The 23,537-nt window shown below is 63.2% G+C and carries 21 protein-coding genes and 1 other RNA gene; 4 read left to right on the top strand and 18 right to left on the bottom strand.

The features are described from left to right. Window positions 1-149: 149 nt before the first annotated feature. The 7 genes from OA2633_RS05365 to OA2633_RS05335 form a co-directional block, all read right to left on the bottom strand. Window positions 150-1,052 carry an alpha/beta hydrolase gene (locus OA2633_RS05365; protein WP_009801474.1) on the bottom strand — a complete coding sequence of 301 codons (903 nt, stop codon included), beginning with the start codon at window positions 1,050-1,052 and terminating at the stop codon, window positions 150-152. Window positions 1,053-1,258: 206 nt separating this feature from the next. Further along, complete coding sequence (locus OA2633_RS05360; protein WP_009801473.1) at window positions 1,259-3,559, bottom strand: ATP-dependent helicase; 2,301 nt, start codon at window positions 3,557-3,559, stop codon at window positions 1,259-1,261. Window positions 3,560-3,644: 85 nt separating this feature from the next. After that, window positions 3,645-3,959 (bottom strand): HigA family addiction module antitoxin, encoded by a 315-nt coding sequence (locus OA2633_RS05355; RefSeq protein WP_009801472.1) that lies wholly within the window; start codon window positions 3,957-3,959, stop codon window positions 3,645-3,647. Window positions 3,960-3,970: 11 nt separating this feature from the next. Beyond that, the gene (locus tag OA2633_RS05350; protein WP_009801471.1) at window positions 3,971-4,258 is read right to left on the bottom strand and encodes a type II toxin-antitoxin system RelE/ParE family toxin; all 288 of its coding nucleotides are present in this window, start codon (window positions 4,256-4,258) and stop codon (window positions 3,971-3,973) included. A gap of 40 nt (window positions 4,259-4,298) precedes the next feature. After that, window positions 4,299-5,951 (bottom strand): chloride channel protein, encoded by a 1,653-nt coding sequence (locus tag OA2633_RS05345; protein ID WP_009801470.1) that lies wholly within the window; start codon window positions 5,949-5,951, stop codon window positions 4,299-4,301. A 42-nt stretch (window positions 5,952-5,993) separates the two neighbouring features. Next, on the bottom strand, window positions 5,994-6,212 hold the full coding sequence (locus OA2633_RS05340) for a ribbon-helix-helix domain-containing protein (protein WP_009801469.1): 219 nt from the start codon (window positions 6,210-6,212) through the stop codon (window positions 5,994-5,996). Window positions 6,213-6,217: 5 nt separating this feature from the next. After that, window positions 6,218-7,318: an NADH:flavin oxidoreductase gene (locus OA2633_RS05335; RefSeq protein WP_009801468.1), complete on the bottom strand. Its 1,101-nt coding sequence runs from the start codon at window positions 7,316-7,318 to the stop codon at window positions 6,218-6,220. Between the two features lie 300 nt (window positions 7,319-7,618). Here OA2633_RS05335 and OA2633_RS05330 point away from each other — a divergent pair, with 300 nt between their 5' ends. After that, window positions 7,619-9,721, top strand: a complete 2,103-nt coding sequence (locus OA2633_RS05330) for a TonB-dependent siderophore receptor (protein WP_009801467.1) — start codon at window positions 7,619-7,621, stop codon at window positions 9,719-9,721. Between the two features lie 49 nt (window positions 9,722-9,770). On the opposite strand, the gene OA2633_RS05325 is transcribed toward OA2633_RS05330, so the two are convergent. Continuing rightward, window positions 9,771-9,965 (bottom strand): DUF4169 family protein, encoded by a 195-nt coding sequence (locus tag OA2633_RS05325; protein WP_009801466.1) that lies wholly within the window; start codon window positions 9,963-9,965, stop codon window positions 9,771-9,773. 49 nt (window positions 9,966-10,014) lie between these two features. Further along, window positions 10,015-11,406, bottom strand: a complete 1,392-nt coding sequence (gene fumC, locus OA2633_RS05320) for a class II fumarate hydratase (protein ID WP_009801465.1) — start codon at window positions 11,404-11,406, stop codon at window positions 10,015-10,017. 169 nt (window positions 11,407-11,575) lie between these two features. Between fumC and OA2633_RS05315 the strand changes: the two genes are divergently transcribed. After that, window positions 11,576-12,133, top strand: coding sequence for a DUF6653 family protein (locus tag OA2633_RS05315; RefSeq protein WP_156776130.1), 558 nt, complete (start codon window positions 11,576-11,578; stop codon window positions 12,131-12,133). 85 nt (window positions 12,134-12,218) lie between these two features. Continuing rightward, complete coding sequence (locus OA2633_RS05310) at window positions 12,219-12,578, top strand: RusA family crossover junction endodeoxyribonuclease (protein WP_009801463.1); 360 nt, start codon at window positions 12,219-12,221, stop codon at window positions 12,576-12,578. Between the two features lie 74 nt (window positions 12,579-12,652). Here the strand turns inward: OA2633_RS05310 and OA2633_RS05305 are convergent, their stop codons facing one another. The 6 genes from OA2633_RS05305 to OA2633_RS05280 form a co-directional block, all read right to left on the bottom strand. After that, entirely contained in the window at window positions 12,653-13,867 is a 1,215-nt protein-coding gene (locus OA2633_RS05305; protein ID WP_009801462.1) for a hypothetical protein, read from the bottom strand. A gap of 178 nt (window positions 13,868-14,045) precedes the next feature. Continuing rightward, on the bottom strand, window positions 14,046-14,699 hold the full coding sequence (locus OA2633_RS05300; protein ID WP_156776126.1) for a hypothetical protein: 654 nt from the start codon (window positions 14,697-14,699) through the stop codon (window positions 14,046-14,048). 194 nt (window positions 14,700-14,893) lie between these two features. After that, a complete protein-coding gene (locus OA2633_RS05295) occupies window positions 14,894-16,567 on the bottom strand; it encodes a methyl-accepting chemotaxis protein (RefSeq protein ID WP_009801460.1) in 1,674 nt (557 codons plus the stop codon). A gap of 121 nt (window positions 16,568-16,688) precedes the next feature. Further along, on the bottom strand, window positions 16,689-17,900 hold the full coding sequence (locus OA2633_RS05290) for an MFS transporter (RefSeq protein ID WP_009801459.1): 1,212 nt from the start codon (window positions 17,898-17,900) through the stop codon (window positions 16,689-16,691). After that, a complete protein-coding gene (locus OA2633_RS05285; protein WP_009801458.1) occupies window positions 17,893-18,336 on the bottom strand; it encodes a PaaI family thioesterase in 444 nt (147 codons plus the stop codon). Before OA2633_RS05285 ends, OA2633_RS05290 begins: the two co-directional genes overlap by 8 nt. After that, a complete protein-coding gene (locus OA2633_RS05280) occupies window positions 18,333-18,791 on the bottom strand; it encodes an SspB family protein (RefSeq protein WP_009801457.1) in 459 nt (152 codons plus the stop codon). The genes OA2633_RS05285 and OA2633_RS05280 overlap by 4 nt, the downstream gene beginning before the upstream one ends. Window positions 18,792-19,043: 252 nt before the next feature. Here OA2633_RS05280 and OA2633_RS05275 point away from each other — a divergent pair, with 252 nt between their 5' ends. After that, window positions 19,044-20,810, top strand: coding sequence for an ATP-binding protein (locus OA2633_RS05275; protein WP_083783204.1), 1,767 nt, complete (start codon window positions 19,044-19,046; stop codon window positions 20,808-20,810). On the opposite strand, the gene OA2633_RS05270 is transcribed toward OA2633_RS05275, so the two are convergent. From OA2633_RS05270 to OA2633_RS15220, 3 genes are all read right to left on the bottom strand, one after another. Next, window positions 20,807-22,135: a methyl-accepting chemotaxis protein gene (locus tag OA2633_RS05270; protein WP_162010967.1), complete on the bottom strand. Its 1,329-nt coding sequence runs from the start codon at window positions 22,133-22,135 to the stop codon at window positions 20,807-20,809. The genes OA2633_RS05275 and OA2633_RS05270 overlap by 4 nt on opposite strands. Window positions 22,136-22,347: 212 nt before the next feature. Continuing rightward, window positions 22,348-22,704, bottom strand: a transfer-messenger RNA (tmRNA) gene (gene ssrA / locus OA2633_RS15765). Between the two features lie 31 nt (window positions 22,705-22,735). After that, entirely contained in the window at window positions 22,736-23,470 is a 735-nt protein-coding gene (locus tag OA2633_RS15220; protein WP_156776123.1) for a DUF6624 domain-containing protein, read from the bottom strand. Between the last annotated feature and the right edge of the window lie 67 nt (window positions 23,471-23,537).

Raw genomic sequence — 23,537 nt, 5'->3', positions numbered from 1 at the left:
ATGGATCCCCCGCATGAAGCGGGGGATGACATGTGTGCGAGGTATTTGAATTTCCTCTTTCCCCGCGAAGGCGGGGACCCAGTGATCATCAGGACTTTGCGTTGTCGGCTCTGGGCCCCTGCCTATGCAGGGGAAGAGAAAGTGAGCGCCTACTCCCCCAGCAACCGCTCGACCTCATCCAGAATAACCGCCCACGCGGGCGCAGTCGGGTCGATCAGCTCGAAATGACCGGCGTTTTCCAGCGTGATCTCGGTCACCGTATCACCTGCGGCTTCGGCTTCAGCGGCGTAGGCCGCGCCGAACTGCGGCGGCACGATCGGGTCGAGTTCGCCTGAAACGATCACCTGCTCCACATGCATTGGCAGCAGCTGATCGGGTGAGGTGTCGGCATAGGGCGCATCGCCGGGATGGCCCGCGATCAGGGCGTCCACCGTGTCCGGCTCGCCGCAGCGGCCGGGGCCTTCAGCGCGATAAAGCTCGAGATCATTGATGCCCGCGAGCGTTATGACACCGTTGGGGATGAACGGGTCTTCCATATAAAGCGGCGTGTCCTGCAGCTGGCCGCGCGCGGCGGCCCACAATGCCAGATGCCCGCCCGCGGAATGGCCCATCAGCACGGAGCGCTCAAGGTCGATGGGATAGGTCTCGGCCAGCGCCCGGACATAATCGGTCGCCATGGCCACGCTATTGAAGGTGCCGGGATACCCGCCCGTCTCATGGCCCAGACGCGGATAGGTGATGTTCCACACGGCGATGCCGCGCGCCTTGAGGTCCGCGTTCAGCTGGTCCTGCAGGATGGTGCCCGGAATGGCCGCCTGCCAGCAGCCGCCATGGATCATGATCACCAGCGGGAAGGGGCCGTCGCCCTCTGGTAGCCACAGCTCGCCATACTGCTCCTCGCCCTGGCCGTATTCGATCCGGGCGTCGGCGGGCGCACGTTCCCGGTCGAGCAGATCCCGCCAGCTGATCGGGCGCGCGTCGGCGTACGGGTCTTGAGCGCACGCAGGCGCTGAGAGGAGGAGGGCAGCGGTGAGGCAGAGGGCGAGGCGCATGGGGGTATCCGGTTCTGTTTTCAGATCAAACTAGCGCCGATAAACATTTCAACCAAATGAAACCCCGGGCGAGCTGGAAACACAGAGTGTCATCCCGGCCTTGAGCCGGGATCTACTGATAGCGTTTCTGCGATCAGAACAGAGTGGTTCCGGTAGATCCCGGATCGCCTGTGGCGTCCGGGATGACACCGATAAATAAAGGAAAACTAAGGCGCCGCTCCCACAAAGCTGGCGACGACCTTTTTCTCGCCGGCCTTGTCAAAGGCGACGGTGAGCTTGGCGCCGTCGGCGGCTTTGACGGTGCCGTAGCCGAATTTCTGGTGGAAGACGCGGTCGCCGCGTTTCCATTTCGAGTTTCCACTCACCGAGCTGGTGTCGATCAGCGTGGCCTTGCCCTCGATGACGCCGGGATCGGCGCGGCGGCCGGACGCCTTGCTGGCCTGGAAGCGTTTCCAGCCAGGGCTTTCATAGCTCGACTTGAACGGGTCAGCGACTTCGGCGACGCCCTCAAAGCCCGGCCCGGCGTCGTAATAGCCGGTCTCCGATTTCGCTTCGCAATGCTCGGCCGGCATTTCGTCGATAAAGCGCGAGGGCAGCACCGATTGCCAGCGACCGAAGATCATCCGGTTGGCGGTGAAGCTGATGACGGCGCGTTCGCGGGCGCGGGTAATGCCCACATAGGCGAGGCGCCGTTCCTCTTCGAGCGCCGCCGTGCCGCCTTCATCCATGGAGCGTTGGGAGGGAAACACCGTCTCTTCCCAGCCCGGCAGGAAGACCAGCGGGAATTCAAGGCCCTTGGCGGCGTGCAGCGTCATGATCGAGACTTCATCGCCGTTCTCGGTGCGGTCGGCATCCGAAACGAGGGCGATGTGCTCAAGGAAGGCTTCAAGGCTGTCAAACTCGCCCATGGAGCGGACGAGTTCCTTGAGGTTGTCGAGCCGGCCTGCGGCCTGCGGGCTCTTGTCCTCGCGCCACATGGCCGTATAGCCGCTTTCATCGAGGATGACTTCCGCCAGCTCGTCATGGCGCATGGTCTCGGCCTGTTCAGCCCAGCGTTCAAGGTCGCGCAGGAAGGCGATGAGGCCGGTGCGGCCCTTGCCCTTGATCTCGTCAGTCTGGGTCATCAGGCGCGCGGCCTCGGCCATCGAGACCTGTGCGCCGCGTGCGGCCATGGCGATCTTTTGCACGGACGTATCGCCCACGCCGCGTTTGGGCGTGTTCACCACGCGCTCGAACGCCAGATCATCTGACAGGCTGCGCACCAGCCGCAGATAGGCGAGAGCGTCGCGGATCTCCGCGCGTTCAAAGAAGCGCGGCCCCCCGATCACCTTGTAGGGCAGGCCCAGCATGATGAACCGGTCTTCAAAGGCGCGCATCTGCCAGGACGCGCGCACCAGAACCGCGATGTCGGAGTGACGCCCGCCGCCCTTGATATGCGCCTCGATCTCGTCGGCGACAAAGCGCGCTTCCGCCTCGCCATCCCACAGGCCGGAGACCTGGACCTTGTGGCCGGCCTGATCCTCGGTCCACAGCGTCTTGCCCAGCCGCGCCTTGTTGGCGGTGATCAGCCCCGCCGCAGCGCCCAGGATATGGCCGGTGGAGCGGTAATTGCGCTCGAGCCGAATGACGGTGGCGCCGGGGAAGTCCTGTTCAAAGCGCAGGATGTTGTCCACTTCCGCGCCGCGCCAGCCATAGATCGACTGGTCGTCATCGCCCACGCAGCACACATTGCCCGAGCCGCGCGCCAGAAGGCGCAGCCACAGATACTGGGCGACGTTGGTGTCCTGATACTCGTCCACCAGCAGATAGCGGAACTTGCGGTGAAAATCCGCCAGCACATCGTCATGGTTCTGGAAGATGGTGATGTTGTGCAGCAGAAGATCGCCGAAATCGCACGCGTTCAGCACGCTCAGGCGATCCTGATAGAGCTTGTAGAGTTTCTGCGCCTTGCCGTCTGCGAAGCTCCACTTGTCCTCTTCGGGGATGCGTTCGGGCGTCTGGGCGCGGTTCTTCCAGCCATCAATCAGGCTGGCGAGATGGCGCGGCGTCCAGCGCTTGGTATCAATGCCCTCGGCCTCGAGGATCTGCTTGAGCAGGCGCAGCTGGTCGTCGGTGTCCAGAATGGTGAAGGTGGATTTCAGTCCCACCAGCTCGGCATGGCGGCGCAGGATCTGGGCGGCGATGGAGTGGAAGGTGCCGAGCCAGGGCAGGCCCTCAACCTGTTCGCCAATGATCTTGCCCACCCGCTCTTTCATCTCGCGCGCGGCCTTGTTGGTGAAGGTCACCGCCAGAATGTTCCAGGGCTGCGCCTTGCCGGTCGCCAGGATATGCGCCAGCCGCGTGGTCAGCACGCGGGTCTTGCCCGTGCCCGCGCCCGCCAGCACCAGCACCGCGCCGTCCACCGCCTCGACCGCGGCGCGCTGTTCGGGGTTCAACCCGTCAAGATAGGCGGCGTCCGCACGCGGCGCCCGTGGGGCCGCCTGCTGGGAAAGGGGGACAGAGGACATGACGCAGGCTTTCGCACTTCGATTCGCACAGGAGAACGAAACTAGCACATCCGCTTGCAAAGCGTAGGGGCGGCGATGTCATCGGTCAGGCGGAGAGGCGCTCAACCTCGGCTTCGATATCGGTCCAGCGCCCGGCTCTGAGTTCGGCCAGATCATAGGCCTGCTGAAGGTTAAGCCAGAATTGCGCCGACGTTCCAAAGGCTGCGCCCAGCCGCACAGCCAGCTCGGTGGAGACAGACTGTTTGCCCGCCACGAACCGGGACAGGTTCGCCGCGCTGATATTGAGCGCAGTGGCCGCCCGACGCATGGACAGGCCCAGTGGCTCAAGGAATTCCTCAGCCAGATACTCGCCAGGATGAATGGTCAGCCCTGTCATCAGGGGGGTGTCAATCTTGGTCATTACAGTCCTCCCTAATGGTAATCGGTGACGGTGACGTCTTCAGGCCCTTGCGCCGTCCAGACGAAACAGACGCGCCATTGATCATTGACCCGGATCGAGTGCTGTCCTTCGCGGTCGCCTTTCAAAGCTTCCAGACGATTGCCCGGTGGAGCCTTCAGGTCTTCCAGCGCGGTTGCGGCGTGAAGCGCCAGTAACTTGCGGGCGACAACGCGCTGCACATCCGACCAGCCGCAGCCTTTCGTAAGCTTGCCGGTCAGAAAGAAGCTTCGGCTCGCCTTGTCCGCAAAGCTCTGGATCATGATGTAACGTAGTGCGTAACACGCAACAAATCAAGTCACGCTAGCGATGCTCTTCCTCGTGCCTCGCTTGCAGCGCGCTGGCGTAGGCGGCATGGGCGTCGGCCTTGGTGATGTAGCCCACAATGGGCTGGTCGCCATGGCGGGAGCGGACCTGGGCGCCGTCGATCTTCTCGGCCGAGAAGAAACCCATCACCCGGCCCAGATAATCATCGTCATAGACGCAGGCCTCATCGAGCTCGCCCGCCGTGTCATGGCTGTCGAGCGGGGTCATGATATCGCGGGCGCGAATGGTCTGCAGGATGACGCGAGCGTCGCCCTGGGTGAGGTCAAAGCCATGCCGCTCGACCTGTTTGTGAAAGAAGCTGCCCTTGGTGATCGAGGTGGTGATGACGCTGGCCAGCGACACGCAGACTAGCAGCGCGATCGAGGCTTCATAGCTGGCGGTCAGCTCGAACACGATCAGCGTGGTCGAAAGCGGCGCGCCCAGCACGGCGCCGCCCACAGCGCCCATGCCGATGACGGCGAAATAGGCGCTGCCGGCGCTGTCAGGCCCCAGGATCGGGGCGATCAGCGCGCCATAGAGCGCGCCCAGCATGGCGCCGAGATAGAGCGAGGGCGCGAAGATGCCGCCGCCGAAGCGGAAGGCCATGGTGGCGACAATGGCGGCGAGCTTGAGCACGATCAGCGCCGCCAGCGTGCCGATGGCGTAGCCGCCCGCCAGCGCGATCGAGGTCGCTTCATAGCCGACGCCGAGCACTTCCGGCGCCAGGACGCCCAGGCCTCCGATCAGCAGCCCGCCGAAGGGCGGCAGGATCCAGAGCGGGACCGAGAGCGCCTGAGCACGCAGGGCGAGGCCGCGCGGCAGGTTGAAGGACAGCATCACGCAGGCGATGGCGAGCGCTGCCGAGGCGAGGCCGAGCGGAATGATGGCGATGAAGTCCGCGAGACTTGCGGGCGGGATCTCGGGCACCGAAAAGGCGGGCGTGGCGCCGAAATGGATGCGCGAGAGGATCGCGCCGATCACGCTGGCTGCGGCGACCGGACCGATGGAGCGCAGGGCGTAATGGCCCAGCACCACCTCGAATGCGAACAGGGCGCCGGCGACCGGCGCGTTGAAGCTGGCGGCGACGGCGGCGGAGGCCCCGCAGGCGAGCATGATGCGCGCGCCCCGGGCCGGCAGGTTCAGCGGGCGGCTGATGAAGCTCGCAAGCGCGGCGCCCAGATTGACCGACGGCCCCTCGCGCCCGGTGGAGCCGCCTGCGCCGATGGAGACAGCGTGGATCAGGGCGGACCAGACGCTGGGCATCAGCGCCATTTTCCCGCCCTGTGCGGCGCGTGCTTCCATGACGTCGGCGACGCCCTCGGCGCGGACTTCCGGCAGCCAGTTTGTTTTCAGGCCCACATAGAGCAGAAGCGCGACGACGCAGCCGCCAGTCACCGGCGCCAGGATCACCATGACCGGGGGCAGGGTGGAGGCGGTGCTGGCGAGACGTTCGGAGAATTCGCCAAAGGCGACAAGTTGCACGGACTGGATGGCGAGACGCAGGCCGATGGCGGCGTAGCCCGCCACAACGCCCACCACCAGCGCCAGCAGCCACAGCGCAGGCGAGCGCCCGTCAGCAAAGCTGTTCTTGAGATAGCGCAGCAGTTTGTCGAGCGGCGACAGGGGCGGCGGGGTGACGGCGGTGCTCATGCCATCTTCAAACCCCGCTCGCCCCGTATCGTCAACTCCGGATCAGTCCTGACCGGCGCCCAGGGCGCGTTTGAGCGCCCACACCCGGCAGGCGCTGGAGAGGGGCTGATCAGGCTCGCGCATCTCGTCGATCGAGGTGATGAGCCCGGCCAGAGATCCGCCTGTATCGTTCAGCTCATCGTCGATCACTGACCAGAAATCCGGCTCGAGCGCCAGAGAGGTCGCGTGTCCCTTGAGGGTGACTGAACGTTTCTTGAGCATGGTGTCTAGGCCAGTTCCTTGAGCGCTTCGGCGTTGAAGTCTTCCAGATCCTCAAAGCGGCCGTCCTTGACCTTGCGGGCCCAGGCGTAATCAGACAGCAGGGCCCGGCCCACGCCCACGAGATCAAATTCGCCCGCGTCCAGGCGCTCGATCAGCTTGTCGAGGCCAGACTTTTCAGAGGCTTCCCCCATAAAGGCGCCAATGAAGTCACTATTAAGGCCAACAGATCCCACTGTTATGGCAGGTTTGCCGGTCAGCTTTTTCGTCCAGCCGGCCAGATTCAGCTCGGAACCGTCGAACTCGGGCAGCCAGAAGCGACGGGTGGAAGCGTGGAAAATGTCGACGCCGGCTTCAGAGAGCGGGGCGAGGAAGGCTTCAAGCTCGTCTGGGGTTTGCGCCAGCTTCGCGTTGTAGTCCTGCTGCTTCCACTGCGAGTAGCGCAGGATCAGCGGCAGGTCCGCCGGGATGCGGGCGCGGACGGCGCGGATGATTTCCTGAGCGAACTCAGTGCGCGACAGCAGGCTGCCGCCATACTTGTCGTCGCGCTGATTCATGCCCTCCCAGAAGAACTGGTCGATCAGATAGCCATGCGCGCCGTGCAGCTCGATGGCGTCAAAACCGATCTTCGCGGCGTTCTCGGCGGCGTCCGCGAAACCCTTAATGGTGTCGTCGATCTCGGCCTGGGTCATCGGTTCGCCGACGGTCTTGCCGCCGGGCATGATGCCGGACGGGCTGTCGGACGGCGCGTCCGGATGCGGACCGGTGCCCGGCTTGCGCGCGAGGCCCACATGCCAGAGCTGGGGCGCGATCTTGCCGCCCTTGGCGTGGACAGCGTCCACCACTTTCTTCCAGCCGGCGAGGGCCTCTTCGGTGTGGAAGTTCGGGATCGCCGGATCAAAGCTGGCGCCGGGGCGATTGATGGTGGTGCCTTCGGTGATGATCAGGCCGACATCATTGTCCGCGCGGCGCTCGTAATAGCCGACCACATTGTCGTTGGGCACGCCGCCCGGGCTTTTGGACCGCGTCATGGGCGCCATGACGATCCGGTTCTTGAGTTGGAGCGAGCCAAGCTCGAACGGTTGGAAGAGGGCGTTGGTGTTCGGCATGAAGGGTCCCCTGAAAGCACGAATGAACGGCGATCAGTTGGATATATCGCGCGCGACAATCAAGGGACTTGTCTGGGGAAGGCGCCCCTCGGATTGCCGAGACCAAGATATTTTCCATAATTTTCAGAGCAATACGCAGTTTCGCCTATGAGGATATTTTCCGGGCTTCCCCGTGGGCGCCTTCGAGCTCCGGATCATAGTGTCTGCAGTTGCGACTGATAATGAGATTGATTATCGAAACGGCATTTTATAATTCATAACAACGAAAAGCATTCTCATCTTCAAACCGGACGGATCTCCATGCTCATCACCAAGGCGCGCATGATGACGGCGCTGGCCGCCATCCTGTCGCTGGGCTCGGCTCAGGCGGCTGAAACCTCTGATCAGACAGTTGAGGACACGATCGTGGTCACGGGCCGCTATCTGTCGATCGACCAGCTGAATGCCGTGAAGACGCCCACTCCTATCCTGAACGTGCCGCAGAGCCTGTCGATCGTGACCCGCGCCCAGATCGAGGATCAGGCCTTCACCTCGATTGGCGACATCCTGCGCTATACGCCGGGCCTGGCGGTCAGCCAGGGCGAGGGGCACCGCGATTCCATCATCATCCGCGGCAATCAGAGCACGGCGGACTTTTTCCTCGATGGTCTGCGTGATGATGTTCAGTACTACCGTCCGCTCTACAATCTCGAGCAGGTGGAGATCCTGCGCGGATCAAACGCGCTTCTGTTCGGGCGCGGCGGCGGCGGGGGCGTGATCAACCGCGTCACCAAGACCGCGCAGCTGGACGAGGACTTTGCAGGCCTCAACGCCAGCGTGGACACGTTCGGCGCCTATCAGCTGGCGGGCGATGTGAACACGGTGCTGTCTGACGCAATTGCGTTTCGCCTGAACGCCTATGGCGAGCATCTGGAAAGCCATCGGGATGTGTTTGACGGCGAGCGGTACGCCATCAATCCGACTTTCACATTCGATCTCGGCGCCCGGACTCAGGCCGTGCTCAGCTATGAGTATATGAGCGATGATCGCGTGGTGGATCGGGGCGTGCCGTCGGTCTCCGTCGCCAATGGTCCGGATGCGCCGCTTGAGGGGTATCGCGATACCTTCTTTGGCGATGCGGACGGCAATAACACGACACTGGACGCCAGCATCTATCGCGGCCGTGTCGAACACACCTTCTCGGACGCGCTGCGCGGCAATGTCACGGTGCAGTACGCAGACTATGACAAGCTCTATCAGAACATTTACGCGGCGGGTTTTGATGCGACGACCGACACGCTCACGCTCGACGGCTATCGCGATCCCACGACACGTCAGAACCTGATCATCCAGGGCAATCTGGTGGGCGAGTTCGCCACCGGTCCCTTCCAGCACACTTTGCTGTTGGGCGCTGAATATGGCGACCAGTCCACCACCAATGCGCGCCAGGACACCCTGTTCGCCGCGACTCAGGACGACCAGATCAGCGTCAGCCTGACCGATCCGGTGGTCGTGCCGAGCTATACCTTCACCAGCAATGTGCGCGACCGCTCCTCGGATGTGGAGTTTGTCTCGCTCTACCTTCAGGACCAGATCGACATCACCGACCAGTTCAAGCTGGTGCTGGGCGGTCGCTATGACCGGTTTGACGTGGCGGTGCTGGACCGTCTGGCGATCAGCCCGACCGATGACGGCCGTCGGGGCCGGGTGGACGAGGAATTCTCGCCGCGTCTGGGCGCGATCTACAAGCCGGCGGAAAACGTCTCGGTCTATGTCAGCTATGCCGAGACCTTCCTGCCGAGCTCCGGCGATCAGTTCCTGACCCTGACGACCACGAGCGAGGACATCGAGCCCCAGCGGTTCGAGAACACCGAAGTCGGCGTCAAATGGGATTTCGCAGAGCGTCTGAGCCTGACCACGGCCCTGTTCCGTCTGGAGCGCGGCCAGTTCACCACGGTGGACCCCGATGACCCCTCCATCGTCACGCTGGTGCCGGGCAGCACGACGGAGGGTTTCGAGGTTCAGCTGCTGGGCCGGCTGACCGATCAATGGACCGTGAATGCGGGCTATAGCTATCTCGACAGCACGGTCGAGGGCGGCGCATTTGATGGCAACGCCACCCGCCAGACCCCCGAGAACATGATCTCGATCTGGAACGAGTACCAGGCCACTGATCAGCTCGCGCTCGCGCTGGGCGTGACCTATCAGGACAGCTTCTTCGTACTGGAGAACAATGCTGTCGAAGTGCCCGATTACACCCGCGTGGATGCGGCGGTGTTCTATGATCTGACCGAACAGACCCGCCTGCAGCTCAATATCGAGAACCTGCTCGACGAGGAATACTTCCCCGACGCGCACTCGAACGACAATATCTCGACCGGCAAGCCGCTCAATGCGCGCCTGACAATCCGTCACCGGTTCTAGAAACGGGACGTCCCGAAATGAAAACGGCGGCTCATCGAGCCGCCGTTTTTTATGTATCGGACCTTTTGTCAGGCTCCCGCTTGTGCGCCTCCAGCGCCGCCTTGAGTTTGGCTTCGCGGGCTTTCTCTAGCTCGCGCTGGGCCTTGGGCGTACCGAACTGGACGCGATTGGTTTCGGCCTGCTTGGCCTTGTCCTCACGCGCCTTCTTCTTGCGGAACTGACGCAGATTGATCGGCTGGGTCATGGGAGCCTCTCAGGCTCCGCCGCCGAAGCGGCGGAGCAAAGCGTACGGCCTATTTCGGGCCGATCATGTCTTCGGGGCGCACCACGCGGTCGAACTCTTCCTCGGTGACGAAGCCGAGCTTGATGGCTTCCTCACGCAGGGTGGTGCCGTTCTTGTGGGCGGTCTTGGCGACGGTGGTGGCGTTGTCATAGCCGATGGTCGGCGCCAGCGCCGTCACCAGCATGAGCGAACGTTCCATGATGTCGGCGATGCGCTGCTCGTTCGCTTCAATGCCGACGACGCAATTGTCGGTGAAGGAATGGCAGGCGTCCGTCAGCAGCTTGGCGCTGGTCAGCACGTTCCAGGACATCATCGGCTTGAAGACGTTGAGCTGGAACTGACCCTGGCTGCCCGCAAAGCTGACGGCGGAGTTGTTGCCCATCACCTGGGCGCAGACCATGGTCATGGCTTCGCACTGGGTCGGGTTCACCTTGCCCGGCATGATGGAGCTGCCCGGCTCGTTCGCCGGCAGGGCGATCTCGCCGATGCCGCAACGCGGGCCGGACCCCAGCAGGCGGATGTCGTTGGCGATCTTGAACAGCGACACCGCCGCCGAATTTAGCGCGCCATGCGCTTCCACCATGGCGTCCTTGGTGGACAGCGCCTCGAACTTGTTGGGCGCGGTCACGAAGGGCAGCTTGGTGAGGTTCGCCACTTCCTCGGCGAACTTCTCGGCAAAGCCGATCTTGGCGTTCAGGCCGGTGCCGACCGCGGTGCCGCCCTGGGCGAGCTCGTACAGCGCCGGCAGGGCCGCCTCGACGCGACGGATGGCGTTGTCGATCATGTGCACATAGGCGGAGAATTCCTGACCCAGCGTCAGCGGGGTCGCATCCATCAGGTGCGTGCGGCCGATCTTGATGATGTCCTTGAAGGCTTCGGACTTGTCATTGAGCGCATTGCGCAGGGTCTGCAGCGCCGGGACCAGATCGTGCTTGAACACTTCCGCCGCCGCAATGTGCATGGCGGTGGGGAAGGTGTCGTTGGACGACTGGGAGCGGTTCACATGGTCGTTGGGGTGGACCGGGTCCTTGGAGCCGACTTCACCGCCCAGGATCTGGATGGCGCGGTTGGAGATGACCTCGTTGGCGTTCATGTTCGACTGGGTGCCGGAGCCCGTCTGCCAGACCACCAGCGGGAAATGGTCGTTGAGCTTGCCTTCGGCGACTTCGAGCGCCGCGGCGGCGATGGCGTCGCCCAGCTTGGGCTCGAGATTGTCGAGCGCCATGTTGGCCTTTGCGGCGCAATGCTTGACCACGCCCAGCGCGCGCACAAGCGGCAGGGGCTGGGTCTGGCCGCCGATCTTGAAGTTCATCAGCGAGCGCGCGGTCTGGGCGCCCCAGAGCTTGTCGGACGGGACTTCGAGGGGGCCGAAGGAATCGGTTTCAACGCGCATCTCGGTCATGGGTCTTTCTCCAGTACGGCGTGGGCCTTGTATGGGGCGTCTATAGGCCTGCAGGGCAAAGACAGGCAAGCCGCGCCTTGGTCGCAATGAGCGTGATCTGCACCTTGATTGAACCGGATGCCCGTCAGGGCGCACCTGAAGGGCGTACCGGCAGCCAGGGGAGATGCAGATGGATGCCTTTCAGGGTGCGGCGCGCCTCATCGGGATGAGCGACGCCATCTGGGCCAGGCACGCCCATCCGCTCAGCGTATGGAGCCGCATGCTGGCGGCGCCTTTGATCTTCATATGCCTGTGGAGTCCGGTCTGGATCGGCTGGTATGGCGTGGGGCTGATCGGGATGGCGATCCTCTGGATGTGGCTCAATCCGCGCCTGACCCCGCCGCCGAAGACCGGGCGCAGCTGGGCGAGCAAGGGCGTCATCGGAGAGCGCATCTTCATCAACCGCAAGGCGGTTCCGGTGCCCGAGGGCTATAAGCGTGCGGCATTGCTGACCTCGACCCTGTCCGGCCTTTTCATGATCGGTTTCGTCATCGCCTATATCCGGCTGGAGGTGCTGGCGGCGGCCCTGGCCTGGCATGGGTCGGCGGTCGCGAAATACTGGTTCGTGGACCGGATGGCGCTGCTTGCCGAAACCATGCAGGACCGCCATCCTGTCTATGCCGCCTGGCTGGCGGGCGACTGGAGCGCCACGCTTGACGAGGCGGGCGAGACAGCCGAATCGTCATAGGAAGAACGAACAAGGTCCCATGCCGCGCTTCACGTCATTGCCGCCGGAGTACTGGGATCAACTCGACTGGACCGGGAGAGGGAAGGTGCAAGCCTCCGCCATTGATGGATCTCTGAATGTGCGTGTGGATGCGCTGACCTCACAGACGCGCAAGTTCAAGGAGCTGATCGCCGCCTTCTTTCGCACCGAGTTCAAGCGCGTGCGCCCGAAATACGGGCCGTTCGAGGTGATCATCGAGATCGAGCGCACCGAGAACAGCCCCGTGCATGACGTGGACAATGTGGCGAAAGCCATTCTGGATGCGCTGACGGGCGTCGTCTTCCACGATGACAGCCAGGTCCAGCGCCTGCATGTGGAGAAGGTTCTGGGCGAACGCGCACGGGTGAAGGTCCGCGCGCGCCCCATCGGCGAGTTGACCCACAAGGACCAGGCTGACGCCGCCTGATCCGCGACAGGTGCAGACAAGAAAAAACGCCAGGGCCGGGGCCTTGGCGTTTTTTGTTGGCGGTCTGGCTCGGTCTAGAACTTGTAACCCAGCGTGACCCAGTATTTGGTCCGGTCCGCTGGCGCATAGGCGGCGTCCGGGCCGTCATAATCGGCCATTTCAAACGACAGGCTGACATCATTGGCGAAACTGAAGCTGACGAACAGGTCCAGTTCCTGACCCAGATCGTCGCTGGTGTTTTCCGCCTCGAACTCATGCCAGATCAGGCCGGCGCGCCAGCTCTCGATCGCGGACGCCTCGACGCTCGCGCCATAGCTGACTTCCACATGAAAGTCCTCAAGACCGTTCGCCGGAGCTGCCCGGCCGCCGCCATGGAACACGTCCGCCCAACCTGCGGTGCCGTGATTGGCCGCGAACGGGTTGGCGAATGCGTAGGTTCCATCGCCGGACACCACATCATAACCGAGAGCGAGACGAGCGCCGTTGCGCGAGAAGGCGACGCCGGAATCGATCAGCGTGTTGTCGAAGTCCGCGGTGGCGGATCCGGAGTCGTTCTGCGCCGCCACCAGCAGATCATAGCTGACGCCGACTTCGCCCAAGGTGGTCGAGCCGGTCAGGCGAGCGCCATAGGTGGTGTTGGACAGGTTCTCGCGACCCGGTTCGGGAATGTCGATCAGGTAGACGAAGCCGGACAGTTTCAGCGCGTCATTGACGTCATAGCTCGCATGGAACAGATGCGCGTCGGTTTCCCAGTTGACGTCATCGCCCGGACCACGATTGAGCTGCCAGTGATAGACATAGCTGGCTTCAAAGGCGCCGCGTCCGAAGGTCGCCATGGCGGCGTCGTGCGAGTTCTTGTCCTGGCGGTGGCCCGGTGAGCCGATGATGCGATTGCCATCAAAGCCCAGATATTGACGGCCCACCGTAAAGGACCAGTCCTCGTTGGGCTTGAAGCCCAGCTGAGCGCGGTTGAGCTCGGTGAAATCCGGATCGTTGATCGTGGCGTATTGCGGCAACGGATCAAGCGAGGTGTTGCGATCCTCGTCGCCGGCCAGCGTGATGTTGTTTTCAATTTCCGCAAGGAAGGAGAAGCGCGTATCCGCCGGTTTGAAGCGTACGCCGACCCGGCTGCGCAGGGTCAGGGACTCCGCTTCCAGCTTGCCGGTCTGCTCCACGGATTCATAGCGGCCCCGGAAGTCGCCGAAAACCTCCGCCGACTGCGCCAGCGCCGCCTGAGGGAGAAGCGCGGCGCCTGCCCCCAGCAGCAGGGAGAGTTTGTAAGATTTCATGTCCAGCCTCTTCGGTTGGAGACAATGCCAAACCGGACGCCCCCAACAGGCCACCCGATACTGCAGGCATTACGGACTGAAATGCTTCAAGTTTGGTTAGTCAGGTGTTCAGCATGACCGAACGCGAAAACCCCATCCAGATCAACTGGATGGGGTTATGCGCATCTGGGAGGCGTATTCAGTCTGCGATCTGCGCGCTCAGATCCTGAGGCCTGGACGACCTTATGGCTCCGAAAATCAGACCGCCCACCAAAAGAATGGCGAGCAGATGCACGATCCAGGACAGCCGACGAAGCTGATTGGCCAAGGGCTCTGCATAACCGGGCGTGCTGGTGAGTCGGGTGTCGAGCTGCGCAAGCTGGCCTTGCATTGCCTCATCAAGGCGCGTCAGCTCCATGACCTGTGCCTGGATCGCCGCGTCCGCCCGGTCCGCATCCATCCGGGCGGCCTGGAGCATGACGCTGCGAATGGCCGGCAGTGCGGCTTCCAGCTCATCCAGAGGCGCCTGGAGCGCGCTGTCCCGATCGGTCCTGAGCCTGACCGCGTCTAGGGCCGCTTCATATTCTTCCAAATTGATGAGGAGCGCCTGCATGCGCAGCTGGCTGGGCGCGCCGATCATGGCCTGGGCGTCGCGCATCAGGGACGCCTGGTCCTTGCCCAGAGTGGAAGCGGCGTAGGTCAGCTCCACGCTGTCACGGGACTGGTTTTCCAGATGACGGATGGAGGCCCCCAGCAGCGAGCTCGTCACTGCGTACACAAGCAGGAGGAGGAGAGGCAGGGTCGGAAGCCCCTGACGGGAAAACGGCGAGAGAGCAGACGTCCAGTTCGACATGAGGGTCTCCAGCATCAGATGTGTTCCCGTTAAAAGAGAATCACGCGCCAACATTCTCCCGATCCTGAGCGGCCGGTTATTAAATTAGTCTTGCCCTAGGGTTGTTGTCTTTTTCGGTTGCGCCGTCAGGCGCGAGTGACGCGACACAAAAAAAGGGGCGCTGTGCGCCCCTTTTTGCATGATGTGAGACGGGTTCAGGAGGCGCGCATTGTTTGCACGAAGCTCTCGAACTCTTCCTTCCAGGCTTCATGACGATCCGCCATTTCCTGGGCTGCGGACAGCACCGATTTGGAAATCTCGTCAGTCTGGTGGGTGAACTCCACCACTTTGGCGACGCTTGATGCAGCGTCGCTGGATCCGGAATCGGCGCGTTGGGCGGATTCTGCGATCTCGGTGGTGGCCACGCGTTGCTGGTCGATCGCCGCAGCGCAGCTGGTGGCCAGTTCGCCCAGCTGGCGCACCGCCTGAAGGGTGCGGTCCGTCGAGGCGGCCGTCTTCTCGGAGGCGGACTGGATCGCGGTGATCTGGGCGGATATCTGTTGGGTGGCGTTGCTGGTCTGCTCGGCCAGTTCCTTCACTTCGCTCGCGACAACCGCGAAGCCCTTGCCGGCTTCACCCGCGCGGGCCGCCTCGATGGTGGCGTTCAGGGCCAGCAGATTGGTCTGGTCAGCGATGGTTTCGATCAGCGTGACAATCTCGCCGATCGCCTGTGCGGCCTCGGACAGCTGGGTCACGACCGTAGAGCTCTGTTCGGTCTCGTCGCCGGCTTCACGCGACAGTTCTGACGTCCGGGTGACCTGCTCGGACACTTCCCGGATTGAGGCGGCGAGCTCCTCGGAGGCGGCGGCGACGGCCTGAATGCCGGATGCGGCCGCGCCCGACGCGGTCTGGGCATCCCGGGAGAGGCCCGAAGCCTCGCTGGAAGAGCTTTGCATTTGCGAGGCCGAGGAGGAAAGCTGCTGGGAGGCGGCCATGACCGAGTTCAGAAGCTCGGTGGAGCTGCTCTCGAAGCGCACCACGGCGCTCTCGATCTCTTTCTGGCGCTCCAGACGCTGGGCGGCCTCCCGGGTCTGGTTCGCATGAACCTCGTCGGCGTTGCTCAGTGCGGACTGAAGCGTGGCGATCGCGCGGCCGAGATCGCCAAACACATCCTTGCGGCGGGTTTCGTCAATCGACATGTCGCGTTCGCCATCCGCCAGCTTGCCGACCAGGGACTGGATCGAGCTGACGGAGCGGGTGATGCTGCCGCCAATGATCTGGGTCATGGCCATCAGACCCGCAGCGGTCAGCACCAGGGCGACCAGGCTGACCCATTGAGAGGTCGCCGCAACACTGTCGCGAGCGGCCCAGGCCTCGTCCAGAAGGGCGCGTTCGCCATCCCGGACCACCTCGATATTCGTGTCCATCCGGTCGTCATACACCGCAAGGGCGTCGATAAAGCGCTGCATCTCGACATCGGAATAGGTCGAGATGTTCGCCGCCGCCGTCTCGATCAGCTGATTGAGGCCCGGGACGTCGGCGCGGATCTCGGCGAGCGCGGCGCGGAAGACAGGATCTGTCACGATGGCCTCGACATCGCTCAGCGATGTTTCGAAGTCCGCCAGATTGCCCAGGGCGGCGTCGCGGCGTTCCGGCGTCGGCGCGCTGGCCATGAGGTAGGTGTCGCGCAGCAGAGAGGTGAGGTCCTTCTCAAGTCCGCTGGCTGCAACAAGGTTCTCGGTCGCCTTGGTCGCGCGGTCATCCACGCGCTGGCTGACCGTGCCCATCAGGAAGTTGGCGCCGACATAGGCCAGCATCAGGATGATGGACGCCCCCGCAATCATGCGAAGACGCGCTGTCAGCGAGAACTGATCCAGCTTGTTGATCATGGTTCGACCCCTGTCTTTCTGCTCGATTGCGCAGCTCGTGTCAGACTTTCAGGCAGGGACAGCGCAATCCTTAACCATGGTGTGCGCTTCGCCGGTTAATATATGTTTGCACTAAAGGCGTTCACCGACGTCCGTCAGCCAGCGCCCGGGATTCCGGCCGGCGTCTCAGGCTGAGCATGGCCCAGACCCCGACGATCGGCCCAAGCGCCAGCGGCCAGAAGGCGAATCGCCAGCCGATATGCTCCGCCCAGACCGGCAGCAGCTGCACCGTGACCAGGGTCAGGGCAAAGCCCATCGCGGTCTGCAGGGTGAGTATGGAGCCTGCCTTGTCTGGGGGGGCGAGCTCGGCGGCCGCCGCGGAAAACTGGGCCGAGTCCGCAATGACCGTGATTCCGTAGATCAGCAGCAGGACGATCATGACGAGGGCGGGCGCTGACCAGGCCCAGGCGCTCAGCAGGGCGCAGCTTCCGCTAAGCGTCATGGCGAGACTCGTGACAAGGGTGCGGCCTGCCCGATCCGCCAGCCAGCCTGCGCCCAGCGAGCCGACCGCGCCTATGGCGACGATCGCGAAGGTCAGCCCTGGCCCCGAGATGCTCTGGGCGAGCTGACGCTCCTGCGTCCACATCGCAACAAACACCCCGACCCAAGCCCAGAAGGCGTAGAGCTCCCACATATGGCCCAGATACCCCAGATTGACGCGCGCCAATCCCGGGTCCCTCAGGGTCAGGCGTATGGCCCGGGGGTCAAAACCCGGAGCGCGTCGAAAAGCCGGACCGGCCCTCGAGCTCAGGATCAGGGCGGCGCTGGCCAGGGCCGCCAGACCCGACACGGCGAATGGCGCGCGCCAGTCCAGTCCGTCGGTCAGGAGCGGCGCCAGATGCGGGCTGGCGGAGCCCAGGGTCAGCGCGCCGACAAGCAGGCCGATCAGGAGGCCCGTATCGCCTTTCGCCCAGCTGGCCGCGAGCTTCATGCCGACCGGATAGACAAAGGCGAGTGCGGCGCCGGCGATCATCCGACTGAACGGCATGAGCAGGGATCCCGGCGGCGTCAGCAGGGCGCACAGGCTCATGAGGCCTGCCAGCAAGGCTCCGCTCGCAAAGACCTTGCGGGCGTCAAACCGGTCCGCCACGCCGAGACTGGCGCTGGCAAGCGCCCCGAGCACGAAGCCCAGCTGGACGGCGCTGGAGAGTGCGGCGCCGTCGAATGTGGAAAGCGCGCCCGTGTCCTGCAGCCCGGGCAGCGCGGCTGCGCCTGCAAACCAGACAGACAGGGCCAGAACCTGGGACAGGGCGATGAGCGCCAGATGGCGCGCTTTGCCTGGAAGCTCAGTCATCCCCGAACGGGCGTCGCGCGGCGGTCGCGCTGGCGGTGGCGCACAGCACGCCTTCGGTGTTCCACAGCCAGCCTTCAGTGAAAATGACGCTGGAGCCCAGCCGCACGACCTGGCCACGCGCCCGGGCGCGATCAGTCATCAGGGGGCGCAGGAAGCTGGTTTTCATTTCAAGTGTCGGCACAGCCGCTTTCAAATCGCCGGCGACGAAAGCCGACAGACTCATCGCCTCATCCAGAAAACCGGTCACGATGCCGCCCTGGATGGAGCCGTTGGGATTGAGAAAATCGGGGCGCGCCTCGAACCAGGCTTCCACCCAGTTCGCCTCGGGATCAAGATCGATCAGCGAAAAGCCGAAATGGCGCGTGGCCGCCGGCAAATGGTCCGGATCGGAAAACAGCGCGACCAGTTCATCCCTGCGTGACGGCGACGAACTCACTCTTTGTTCCGGAACGCTTCAAGGCTGACGACCGTGCCCTCATTGACCTGGTCGTCGCCATCGCCCTGGCCCGGAGTGTCGTCCGGCGAGGGGGCGGCGTAATCAAAGTGCAGACGGAAGCCGACGCTGGGATCATGAAAGCGGGTCACCGCGCGCCACGGCACCTTGAGATATTTCGGCACGCCGCCGAATTTCAGCGTGACTTCAAAGCCTGCGTCATCGACCTCGAGATCCCAGAACTGATGTTCCAGTACGATCGTCATTTCCTCGGGGTAGGCGCTGGCGAGGGATTCATCGATATCGCATCCCGGATCGGAGGTGCGAAACGTGATGTAGAAATGGTGCGCGCCCGGCAGGCCGTCGCCCGCCGCCCGTTCCAGAGACTTCCGAACAACATCGCGCAGAGCTTCCTGCGCGAGCTGTTCATATTGCATCAGGTCTTTGGCCACCTGCATCGCCCTTTCCCAGCCACGGCAATCTGGAGGGAAGGGTACTTGTTCCCTGCGAGGCGTCAATCGATCGTGGCCGCTGTGCGCACCTGTGCGATTTCGTCGATCGGGAGAAATTCGGCTCTCGGCAATCGTAAAAGGTGACATCGCGCCATTTGTGTAGGATTCTGGCAACGAAACCCTAAGGTCTGTGGTGTATCGAGCTGGGGTGGAGCGGGGCGCCGGGGATGGACGCGGCTTGCAGCCCCGGGGAGGCGGATGATGCGTTCTGTACTCGATCGATACTGGCCCGTCTCGGGCAGTCAGGACCGCATGGGGGTCGCTTCCGAGCGTTTGCTGACCGTTTTCTGCATCCTTGCGGGGTTGAGCGGTCTGTGCGTCAACATCATCAATACCCGCTTCTTGCCCGATTACGCAGCCGAGGTCGGAACGGGTTTCGCCGTATCGGCGCTGTTGCTGATCGCGCCCTACCTCATCAACGGGCGCTCGAACTTCAATCTTCGCGTTCGGGTGATCGGCCTGACGGTGGTGGGGGTTCTCGGCCTGCTGTCGCTGATCAATGGCAACCTGACCAATGTCTGCAATCTGGGTCTGATCCCGGCGGTTCTGACCTTCTGTCTGGTGCTGGGCGTGTCAGATGGCCTGATGATCGTGCTGTTCAGCATCGGGGTCTATCTGGCGACCTATTTCATGAGCCGGGCAGGCGGCGCCGCGCCGTCATCTCTGGAAACCTTGCTGGCGGGGCTGATCCTCTCGCAGATCTTCGTATATGTCTCGGCGGCCTTTTTCCGCTTCAACATGATGGCGGCCGTCAAGGCGCTCGCCGCCGAGAAGGCCAAGGCCGAGCAGGCCAATCAGGCCAAGTCGCAATTCCTGGCCAATATGAGTCACGAGATCCGGACGCCCCTGAACGGGGTTCTGGGGATGACCGCGGTGCTGGCCCTGTCCAAACTCGATGAGCGCCAACGCAAGGCGGTCGAGGTGATCCGGATGTCCGGCGACCATTTGCTGTCGACCCTGAATGACATTCTGGACCTCGCCAAGATCGATGCCGGCCAGATGGATGTGGAGACCGTCGAGTTCGTGCTGGGCGATGTCGCGGAGCAGATCGAAGCCCTGTACGCGCCCCAGGCCGAGAAGGCTGGACTGAGTTTTTCACTGCGCTACGAGCAGGGGGTCAGCGCGCACAGTCTGCGGGTCGGCGACCCGACGCGGCTTAGCCAGATCGTGCACAATCTGGTCTCGAATGCGTTGAAGTTCACCCGCAAGGGCGGAGTCCGGCTCAGCTTCGCTCAGGATGAGGACACCGAAGAGCTGATCCTGCGGGTCCGTGACACGGGCTGCGGCATGACGGTCGATCAGCTCGAACGGGTCTTCATGCCGTTCACGCAGGCGGACGCCTCCACCTCGCGTGAATATGGCGGAACGGGGCTCGGCCTTTCGATCGTCAAGCGTCTGCTGGAAGTCATGAAGGGACGCATCGATGTGGAGAGCGAGCCTGATGTGGGCACGCTGTTCACCGTCTACCTGCCCTTCCGTCCGGTCGGCAGCGGGGATGCGGACGTCATCGTGAAGCCGTCCTGTGATTGTGCCGACACCCTGCCGCACGGGCTGAGAATTCTGGTGGTCGATGATTGCGAGACCAACCAGACCGTCGCGGCGGGCCTGTTGCGGGCCTGTGACGTCGAAGTGAGCCTGGCCGGTGACGCCCAGACGGCGCTCGACCTTTGTACAAAAGCCGACTTCGACCTGGTTCTGATGGATATCCGCATGCCGGGACGGGACGGCGTGGCGGTGCTGGGCGATCTGCAGACCGCCCGCAAGGCGGACGGTCGTGACATGCCGCCGGTGATCGCGATGACCGCCAATATCATGGCCCATCAGGTGGAAAGCTACATCGAGGCCGGCTTTGTGGATACGCTGGCCAAACCCCTGCGCCAGGATGTGCTGGTTCAGGCGGTGTCGGACGCCGTGTCGGAAGCGGGGCGGGGACTCAAGGCGTCGGCATCGGTGCGAACCGCCTAGGCCGAGGCTTCCGACAGATAGGCAAGGCGCAAGCCGCCCCAGTGCCTGCCGCCGATATGAATGGGGGCGCTGATGTCCTTCATCATCACGAAGCGGCCCGCGCCCATATCCCGACGATAGGTCTGAAGCAGGACAGGCTCGGTGTTCTGACCGGCGCGCAAACCGACGCGGTCATTGAAGATGCGCCGGTTCCTGCAATGGGCCGCATTCCAGTCCGGGTCATCGCCCTGGGGTCTGGAAAATTTCAGGTTATGGGTTGGAAGATACCCGTTCTGATCCACCGCCGCGCAGAACACGATATCGGGATGGCTCTCCGCCACGGCTTCCTGAATCGGGGGAAGCAGGCGGTCGGTGATCGGCGTGAACCGGGTCATGAATTGCTGGGGATTCGTTCCCTCGATCGGGCGGTACCGATCGTCAAAGAAGTCCTCCAGCTGCGCCTCTGCGTTCGCAATGGCTTCTGAAAAGGCCGTCTCGATCTTCGCACGGGCGTCCAGAAGCGTGCGAATGAAAGCGCTGTCGCGCGTTTGTGCGCCGGACATGGCGGCGCGCACGACCATGGCGTCGGCCTCGTCGACAGTGGTGCTGATCCGACTGGCGGATTGGTCGAGCGCTTCGCTCGAGCGGCTGACGACGCTGTTCAGGTCTCGCACCTTGCTGGTCAGATCCGCCGTGCGATCCTGAATGGCGCGTGCATCGCTCGCCGCGGCTGCGCTGGAGGCGGACATCCCCGAGACGGAGTCGGACATGCCGTTGACCAGGGCGCTCAGCTGCGTGGTGGATTCGCTGACCTGATCTCCGGCGCCCGCCGCGGTCCGCCCCAGATTGACCAGGGCGTCGCTTTCGCCGCGGATTTCCGTAAGAAGGCCCTGGATCGTGAGCGTCGCATTGGCGGTTTCGCCGGCCAGCGCCTTCACCTCGCCGGCGACCACGGCGAAGCCGCGGCCAGCCTCTCCGGCGCGTGCAGCCTCGATCGTGGCGTTCAGAGCCAGAAGATTGGTCTGGCTGGCGATGCGTTCGATGGCGTCGGACATGTCCCCGACCCGGTTGAGCGCATCCAGAAGAACCCTGACCTGATCCTGCATGGCGCTGACCGTCGAAACGAGCGTGGAGATGTCCTCTCCCGTCCGGTTCAGCGCACCCTGCGCTTCAGCCATCGCGGATGCGGCGGAGCGGGCATGGGTCTCTGTCTCTTCCGTCACGGACAGGATGGATCGGCTCTGTCCCAGTGTTTGTTCGGCGTCCTGGCCCAGAGCCGCGAAGGCGTCTTTCAGTCCGAGAATGGCCTGGGAGGTTTCATCGATCAGGCCAGAGACGTCGGCCATGGACACGCCGAAGGCGGAGAGCGCATCTGAACGGGACGCCTCAGCGGGTTCAGACGTTTCTGGGCTTGCAAAAGAGTCGGCGGGGTCAGGTCGGGATGACATGCCGGTCCCCAAACGGATCGAATCTGTCGCTCAAGCTTCGGCGCGGATCGATTAACAAAACCTTCCGCATGTCGGGTTGGGCTATGCGACCTTCGTCGAAAGGGCGGGAAAGTGGGGGCTTCTGTTGCCAGGCGCCCCCGAGCCCCGCCTGACCTTGCTAGAGGTCAGGACTTAAGTGCGAGATACCCGCGCTGCTATGCAGCGAGAGCGACCTCTTCAGCATAGTTGTCGTTGGCAACTACTAAATATGGGCTGGTAACGAAGCCCATTCGGGCGAAAGCCACGTCTTTAGCCATCTGTCGATCCTATTCGGCCCCATGCTCGCCGCCCAACGTGCGGAAGAGGATTGGTGGAGCCGCCGGGATTCGCACCCGGGTCCAGCCTGGTTATTACACGCGCGTTTATCGCCATAGTCCGCCGAAGCGAACATCATGAATATAGGTGATGCGCCCACTGGGTTAAAGAGGGCGGGCGCATCACACTCCTGCCTCTCAAAGCCTATCCGCCGCCCGGAAGCGAGCTGCAGTCTGGCAGTACGGCCATGTAATCCGCCAATGGCGGCAGCCCCACCTCAGCGCGCCGGGCATCAACCACGGCTTCCGGGTCTGCCAGCGGCGTTTGCAGACGCTGCTCGCCGTCGACGCATTCAAACTGCGACCCATAGGGTTGAGGCGCGTTGTCCATGACGGCCAGTCGATCGGTCAGGAGGGCATAGTTGTCAGGCGCAATCTCTCCGCTCTCGGCCAGACGCGCAAACCGCACATGAACATCTCTCATGAAGTCGGGGTCATGAGTGGCGTGCTGGACGATCAGGAATGCGTTATTGTCCGCTTCCTCGCCATAATCCGAACGCGTGAACCAGACGATCTGAGACAGCTGGTCTTTGAGCCAGTTCGCGTTTTCGCGATCAATGCCGTTCATGTGCCGCATCAGACGCAGCCAGGTCAGCGTGGCCTCATTCGGCCCTGCGCCTGGCGTCTCGAGCATCTCAAGCATCAGAAAGCGGACACGCTGATCCCGCGCCGTGCGCTGTTGCAGGATCTCCAGCGTCGCCTCGGGGGCAAGGGCTCTGAGCTCGGCTTCGAGCGCTCGATCCTCCTCCAGATAGGCGTCAAACAGGGCATCCGCCGTCGGCGGGCCATCCGCTCCTGGATCCGCGCGTGCTGAACATGCGCCGACAAGCACTGACAATCCGATCAGCATGGCGAGCGACAAGCGTGAAAACGACCTCATTTCGACCTCCAGATTTAACCTGAAAAAGACAATGCCTCGAAATACAAGGTATTCAAGTTTTCGATTT

The organism is Oceanicaulis sp. HTCC2633 (genome assembly GCF_000152745.1).
Taxonomy (GTDB): domain Bacteria; phylum Pseudomonadota; class Alphaproteobacteria; order Caulobacterales; family Maricaulaceae; genus Oceanicaulis.
Note: the sequence above shows the minus strand (reverse complement) of the source record. Positions and strands in the feature narration are given on the sequence as shown.

Bases quoted from the DNA above. Each gene is read 5' to 3' on its own strand.
- OA2633_RS05355 (WP_009801472.1), bottom strand. From the start codon at position 3,959: ATGACCAAGATTGACACCCCCCTGATGACAGGGCTGACCATTCATCCT.
- fumC (WP_009801465.1), bottom strand. From the start codon at position 11,406: ATGACCGAGATGCGCGTTGAAACCGATTCCTTCGGCCCCCTCGAAGTC.
- OA2633_RS05305 (WP_009801462.1), bottom strand. From the start codon at position 13,867: ATGAAATCTTACAAACTCTCCCTGCTGCTGGGGGCAGGCGCCGCGCTT.
- OA2633_RS05275 (WP_083783204.1), top strand. From the start codon at position 19,044: ATGATGCGTTCTGTACTCGATCGATACTGGCCCGTCTCGGGCAGTCAG.
- OA2633_RS05360 (WP_009801473.1), bottom strand. From the start codon at position 3,559: ATGTCCTCTGTCCCCCTTTCCCAGCAGGCGGCCCCACGGGCGCCGCGT.
- OA2633_RS05300 (WP_156776126.1), bottom strand. From the start codon at position 14,699: ATGTCGAACTGGACGTCTGCTCTCTCGCCGTTTTCCCGTCAGGGGCTT.
- OA2633_RS05315 (WP_156776130.1), top strand. From the start codon at position 11,576: ATGGATGCCTTTCAGGGTGCGGCGCGCCTCATCGGGATGAGCGACGCC.
- OA2633_RS05335 (WP_009801468.1), bottom strand. From the start codon at position 7,318: ATGCCGAACACCAACGCCCTCTTCCAACCGTTCGAGCTTGGCTCGCTC.
- OA2633_RS05350 (WP_009801471.1), bottom strand. From the start codon at position 4,258: ATGATCCAGAGCTTTGCGGACAAGGCGAGCCGAAGCTTCTTTCTGACC.
- OA2633_RS05365 (WP_009801474.1), bottom strand. From the start codon at position 1,052: ATGCGCCTCGCCCTCTGCCTCACCGCTGCCCTCCTCCTCTCAGCGCCT.
- OA2633_RS05330 (WP_009801467.1), top strand. From the start codon at position 7,619: ATGCTCATCACCAAGGCGCGCATGATGACGGCGCTGGCCGCCATCCTG.
- OA2633_RS15220 (WP_156776123.1), bottom strand. From the start codon at position 23,470: ATGAGGTCGTTTTCACGCTTGTCGCTCGCCATGCTGATCGGATTGTCA.
- OA2633_RS05280 (WP_009801457.1), bottom strand. From the start codon at position 18,791: ATGCAGGTGGCCAAAGACCTGATGCAATATGAACAGCTCGCGCAGGAA.
- OA2633_RS05295 (WP_009801460.1), bottom strand. From the start codon at position 16,567: ATGATCAACAAGCTGGATCAGTTCTCGCTGACAGCGCGTCTTCGCATG.
- OA2633_RS05325 (WP_009801466.1), bottom strand. From the start codon at position 9,965: ATGACCCAGCCGATCAATCTGCGTCAGTTCCGCAAGAAGAAGGCGCGT.
- OA2633_RS05290 (WP_009801459.1), bottom strand. From the start codon at position 17,900: ATGACTGAGCTTCCAGGCAAAGCGCGCCATCTGGCGCTCATCGCCCTG.
- OA2633_RS05270 (WP_162010967.1), bottom strand. From the start codon at position 22,135: ATGGCCGACGTCTCTGGCCTGATCGATGAAACCTCCCAGGCCATTCTC.
- OA2633_RS05345 (WP_009801470.1), bottom strand. From the start codon at position 5,951: ATGAGCACCGCCGTCACCCCGCCGCCCCTGTCGCCGCTCGACAAACTG.
- OA2633_RS05340 (WP_009801469.1), bottom strand. From the start codon at position 6,212: ATGCTCAAGAAACGTTCAGTCACCCTCAAGGGACACGCGACCTCTCTG.